This window comes from Actinomadura sp. 7K534 (assembly GCF_004348575.1).
Taxonomy (GTDB): Bacteria; Actinomycetota; Actinomycetes; order Streptosporangiales; family Streptosporangiaceae; genus Spirillospora; species Spirillospora livida.
Genome location: NZ_SMKB01000394.1, coordinates 1 through 3711 on the forward strand (window position 1 = coordinate 1; position 3711 = coordinate 3711).

The 3711-nt window shown below is 73.5% G+C and carries 3 protein-coding genes; 2 read left to right on the forward strand and 1 reads right to left on the reverse strand.

All coding sequences use genetic code 11. From position 1 onward, the window contains the following. Positions 1-294: 294 nt before the first annotated feature. Complete coding sequence (locus E1266_RS36145; RefSeq protein WP_132054930.1) at positions 295-1407, reverse strand: hypothetical protein; 1113 nt, start codon at positions 1405-1407, stop codon at positions 295-297. Between the two features lie 118 nt (positions 1408-1525). On the opposite strand from E1266_RS36145, the gene hemG reads away from it, so the two are divergent. After that, positions 1526-2998, forward strand: coding sequence for a protoporphyrinogen oxidase (gene hemG, locus E1266_RS36150; protein ID WP_132054932.1), 1473 nt, complete (start codon positions 1526-1528; stop codon positions 2996-2998). Next, positions 2955-3653, forward strand: coding sequence for a hydrogen peroxide-dependent heme synthase (gene hemQ / locus E1266_RS36155; RefSeq protein ID WP_132054934.1), 699 nt, complete (start codon positions 2955-2957; stop codon positions 3651-3653). Before hemG ends, hemQ begins: the two co-directional genes overlap by 44 nt. The last annotated feature ends 58 nt before the right edge of the window (positions 3654-3711 follow it).

Below are 3711 nucleotides of genomic sequence, written 5' to 3' on the forward strand. Positions count from 1 at the left end.
GGCCGACCCCGCCCCGGCGTCGCGGTCCCCGCTCGTGGCGGCGGGGGCGCGGGCCGCGGAGTCCGCGCTCTCCGAGCCGCCGTCGCCGCCGCCCCCGCACGCGGCCAGCACCCCGGCGAGCAGAAGGACGACGAACGCCCATGTCACGTGCCTGACGCTTCTCACAATCCCCATGCGGCTTGGACGAGGTGATGCAAATCACCGTTCCTCGGGACGGATCGCGATACGGGCACGAAGCGGGCACACGCTGATCACGGGCGCGGCGTCATGGGGTACGGGTGCGGGTTCGGGCCGTCAGCCGTCCCTGAGGACGACGGGGCCGCCGATGTTGACGTCGCCGAGCGTCCACAGCGCGCCGGTGCCGGGGACGACGGCCAGCGCGGTCGCGTAGATGTTGGTCCGGTTCGGGACGGCCGTGGTCGGGACGCGTTCCCATGTTCCGGCGCTGTAGCGGAGCAGGCCGGGCTTGGCGGGCTCGTCGAGAGAGTGGCCGAGGGCCCACAGCGTCCCGTCCTCGCCCTTGACGATTCTGGTGAGCGCGTTGAGCCCGGACGGCGGGGTGACGCTCGTCCAAGCGGTGCCGTCCCAGTGCATCAGGACGGGCGTGGCCGGCGACGTCCTGTAGTCGGTGCCGGTGGCCCAGGCGTCGGTGGGGGAGAGGGCGATCATGTCGCTGATACCGGTGCCGCCGCTGGAGGGCTCGTGCCAGGGCACGCTCGTCCAGGTCTGCCCGTCCCAGTGGTACGCCACGACCGTTCGGTCCGTCTCGTCCGGGGTGCCGATGAGCCACATGTCATCGTCGGCCCGGATGTAGGACCCGAGCTGGTAGACGTCCGGCTGGGTGGTGATCTGCGTCCAGGTCTCGCCGGTCCGGCGGTAGACGGTCCCGCTCCTGGTCACCCAGACTCCTGCCTCGCTCGCGGTGAGGGTGGTGCCCCTCCCGCCGGGCGGCATCTCCACCTCCTCGAACCGCGAGCCGGTGAAGCGCGCCAGGTAGGGGCCCGTCACGCTCGCCCCGGCACCGTACCTGGCACCGCTGATCCACACGTTCTCGGGGCCGACGGCGTCGACATCGTTGATCGTGGCGCTGCTGGGCAGGTTCTCGAGGTCGTACTCGACCCAGGCGCCGCTCTTCCAGCGCCGCACGACCGGATTGCCGGGGATGGTCGTGCTGGTGAAGGGGCCCGTGAGGAAGGTCAGCTCGCCCTGGACCCCGGTGATCCAGACGCTGTCTGGTGAGGCGGCGTCGAGGTCGCGAAGGTAGTTGTTCGGCCAGAAGAACGGCAGGGACACCCGTTCGAAGCCGCCGCGGGTGTCGGCGGAGGCGGGTGCGCCGAGCCCTGCGGCCAGGACGGCGGCGGTGGCCAGCGCCCCCGCGGCCTTGAGGGAGGTCTTCCAGGAGTTCATGCATGCCAGTATCCACTGGCACAGTGTTGGGATCTTGTCATCCGGGCAACGAATCGGCCGCGCCGCGCCGCCCTGCCCCGGTGCGCGCTCCGGCGGCGCGTCTGGGAGGCTTGGGGACATGGACAGGTCCCATGCCGTCGTCGTCGGTGGAGGCATCGCGGGTCTCGCCGCCGCGCGCATGCTCGCCCGCGACGGCGTGCGGGTGACCGTGCTGGAGGGCTCTCCCCGCATCGGTGGCAAGCTGCGGGTCAGCGAGATCGCCGGGATCCCGGTGGACGAGGGCGCCGAGTCGATGCTCGCCCGCCGCCCCGAGGGGCTCGACCTCGTCGCGGCCCTCGGCCGGTCCGGCGAGCTGGTCAACCCCGGCACCACCTCCTCGTCGATCTACAGCCGCGGCGAGCTGCGGCCGATCCCGGCCGGGCAGGTCATGGGCGTCCCGTCCGACCTGCGGGCGCTGGCGGCCTCCCGGGTGCTTTCCCCGGGCGGGCTGGCGCGCGTCCCGCTCGACCTCGTCCTGCCCGAGACGCGGCGCGGCGCCGACGTGTCCGTCGCCGACTTCATCGGGGCCCGGGTCGGCCGCGAGGTCGTCGACCGCCTCGTCGAGCCGCTGCTAGGCGGCGTGTACGCCGGGCGCGCCGAGCTGCTGTCGTTCGACGCGACGCTGCCCGCGGTCGCCGCCGCCGCGCGCTCCCACCGCTCGCTGCTCCAGGCCGTCCAGGGCATCCGGGACGCCGCGCCGAAGGACCCCGGCCCGGTCTTCGCCACGCTGCCGGACGGCCTCGGCACGCTCCCGCACCTGGTCGCCGCCGACGTCACCGCCGCCGGCGGGACGATCCGCACCGGCGCGACGGTCCGCGAGCTGCGCCGCCGCCCGGACGGATGGCGCCTCACCATCGGCCCCACCCGCGCCCCCGAGCACCTCGACGCCGACGCGGTGCTGATCGCCGTGCCCGCGGCTCCCGCCTCGCGGCTGCTCAAGGAGGACGTCCCCGACGCCTCCCGGGAACTGGAGGGCATCGAGTACGCCAGCATGGCGATCATCACGCTCGCGTACCGGGCCACCGCGTTCCCGCGGCTCCCGAAGGGCAGCGGCTACCTCGTCCCCGCCGTGGAGAGCGCGCCGGAGAACGGCGGGCGGGGGGTCAAGGCCGTCACGTTCAGCTCGGTAAAATGGCCCCATCTGCGCGACCGCGACCCCGAGGTCATCGCGGTGCGCTGCTCCATCGGCCGGTTCGGCGACGAGCGGGCGCTCCAGCGGACCGACGCGGAGCTGGCAGCGACCGCGATGGCCGAGCTAGCCGCGACCTGCGGCGTCACCGAGCTGCCCGCCGAGACCCGGGTGACCCGGTGGGGCGGCGGTCTCCCGCAGTACAACGTTGGCCACGCCGACCGCGTGGCCAGGGTCCGGTCCGCGGTCGCCGGGGAGCCGGGGCTCGCCGTCGCGGGCGCGGCCTACGACGGCCTGGGCATCCCCGCGTGCATCGCTTCCGCGCGCGCGGCGGCCACCCGGGTACTGGACCATCTGCGCAGCCGAGAAGGAGCAGACCATGACGCAGCCGGCGGGCAAGCCGAAGGCACGCGAACTCAATGACGTCATCCGCTACACCATGTGGTCGGTCTTCCGGGTCACGAGCCCGGGGACGCTCGGCGAGCAGGACGCGGCCGAGGTCCAGGAGCTCCTCGACCAGGTCGCCGAGAAGGACGTGACCACCCGCGGCGCCTACGACGTCGCCGGGCTTCGCGCGGACGCCGACTACATGTTCTGGTGGCACGCGCCCACGTCCGACGACCTCCAGGAGGTCTACACCCGGTTCCGCCGCACGGCGCTCGGCCGCGCCAGCGAGCCGGTGTGGTCGCAGATGGCGCTGCACCGCCCGGCGGAGTTCAACAAGAGCCACATCCCGGCCTTCCTCGCCGACGAGGAGCCCCGCGCCTACGTGTGCGTCTACCCGTTCGTGCGCTCCTACGAGTGGTACCTGCTCCCGGACGGCGAGCGCCGCGCGATGCTCGCCGAGCACGGCAAGATGGCGCGCGACTACCCCGACGTCCGGGCCAACACGGTGTCGGCGTTCGCGCTCGGCGACTACGAGTGGATGCTGGCGTTCGAGGCCGACGAGCTGCACCGCATCGTCGACCTGATGCGCCACCTGCGCGGCGCCAAGGCGCGGCTGCACACCCGCGAGGAGATCCCCTTCTACACGGGCCGCCGCAAGCCCGTCACCGAACTCGTCGCCAACCTCGTCTAGGCGCAGGGGCCGAGCCCGCGCCGGGGCGGCGCGCCCCGGCGGCGGAACCCTAGTCCCC